Raw genomic sequence first — 1,837 nt, forward strand, 5'->3', positions numbered from 1 at the left:
TTCGTGGGTGAGGCGGGTGCCGAGCAGGAGGGGCTGGTTGAAGACGACGCTGTCGCGGTTGCTGATCGCGTCGATCCGGTACAGCTTGCCTTCGGGGCCGTCCTCGGTGACCAGGATGGTGTTGAAGTTCAGTGTGGCCATGGCCTTGGGGGTGAAGCCGAGGGTGGGGGTGGAGGTGACCGCGCCGTGGGTACGCCGGCCGGTGGCGGCGTCGATCGCGGTGTAGGTCAACCGCCCGTCGGGCAACACCCCGTACACCGAAGCCGTCCCCTGGACCTCGGTCGCCCCGACGGGAGCGCTGTAGCCGACGATGTCGGCGTTGGAGCGGGAGTAGGAGTTGGCCTTGATCCGGTCGCCGCTGTTGCCCTCGATGGTGTAGACCGTGCTGGAGTTCGCCGAGGTCACGATGCCGACGTGGTCGATGTCGCCGCTCTGGTCCCAGTCGAAGACGACGGCGTCGCCGGGCTGCGGCAGGTAGCCGCTGGCGCGGGTTCGCCACGTGCCGTGTTCGACACCGTAGTCCTGGAACGACGAGGCCCAGCCGGTGAGGATGCCGCCGCTGCCTTCGGGCACGTCGGCGTGCTCCACGCCGGCGTTCCGCCAGACGTATTTGGCGAAGTCGGCGCACCAGTCGCTGTTCCGCCACTGGACGCCGTCGCCGGACGGGCAGCCCGTGGCGGGCTTCCAGGTCCGGAAGTATCCGGTGTAGTAGTTACAGCCGCTGCCCGACGGGGACTCGCGGTTGCGCGCGGCGTTGCCGAGCTGGTCCTGCGCGACGGAGACGATGGCCGAACGGGAGACCGCCGACGCGGGTGCCGAGGAGAGCATGACCGCGCCCATGACAACGACGGTCACGGCAATAGCCGCGCGCAGTAGGCGGAATAAGCCGGCGGAGTCTTCCACGGAGAGTTTCATGGCCGGAAGTGTCCGCCGGTCTTCTCCAAAGCCGCTCCAAAGCCGCTGCAAGGCCGCTGCAAGGCCGCCCCAAACATGCTCTTCCGGCTGCCGATCGCACCGGCCCGGGCCCGCCGCTGCGGCTGCCGTACCCATTGACGGAAGTGCCGATTCCTTTCCCCCTGCCTTTCGTGCGGCGTGAACTTGGAGGCGGATTGCAGCGGAGCTACAGGGGCGGCTGGCACCTTTCTTGGCGGGAGGCAATAGCCGGGTCAATGAGAAAGGAAAGGGCTCATGACGAAATTCCGCGGGCTGCGCCGCCTCGCCTCCCGCCACTTCACCGCGGCTTTCACGGCCGGAGTGGCGGCGTTCGGTCTGACCGCGCTGGACGTCATGGGCCAGGCGACGAATGCGCACGCCGCGAGCGTGCCCAACGGCACGATCACCCGTGCCGAGGTGCTCGCCCGGGGGCAGAACTGGGTGGACCGCGATGTCAGGTACAACAAGACGCGGGGCCCAGGCACGTTGATCACGGACGTGGAGGGGGACAACCGGTACGGCCCAGACTGCCCGGGACTCGTCTCCATGGCGTTGCACGACCTCCGTCCCGGCGACATGATCCTCCGCGACGGGCACATGGAGCTCCTCGCGCGCTGGAAAGACGCGGGCGACCACACCGAGCGCGCGTGGACGTACTCGCTGAACGGCACCGGAGACCCTGACTCCAACGGCTGGGAGAACGACGACCCGCCGCCGGTCCAGGGGACGGCTTCGGTGTACGGGGTGTTGCCCGACGGCACCGGGTTCACCCACGAGCTGCTCGCCTACGACGGCAACTCCCACCTGTTCGGCATCGCCGGTGGGGTGCTGCGCCGCTACACCGTCAACGCCGCCAAGCCCGCCCGCGCCAACATCCTGGCCGGTGAACTCATCGGCAGCGGCT

The 1,837-nt window shown here is 68.6% G+C and carries 2 protein-coding genes; one reads left to right on the forward strand and one right to left on the reverse strand.

Features of this window, described 5'->3' with window-relative positions; translation table 11 throughout:
* The coding region (locus tag ETD86_RS60485) for a CHAP domain-containing protein (protein WP_170223813.1) at positions 1 to 855 on the reverse strand (855 nt) is incomplete at its 3' end.
* Positions 856 to 1,188: 333 nt separating this feature from the next.
* On the opposite strand from ETD86_RS60485, the gene ETD86_RS54195 reads away from it, so the two are divergent.
* A partial coding sequence (locus ETD86_RS54195) for a hypothetical protein (protein WP_211370939.1) occupies positions 1,189 to 1,837 on the forward strand: 649 nt, incomplete at its 3' end.

The organism is Nonomuraea turkmeniaca, from assembly GCF_005889735.1.
Taxonomy (GTDB): domain Bacteria; phylum Actinomycetota; class Actinomycetes; order Streptosporangiales; family Streptosporangiaceae; genus Nonomuraea; species Nonomuraea turkmeniaca.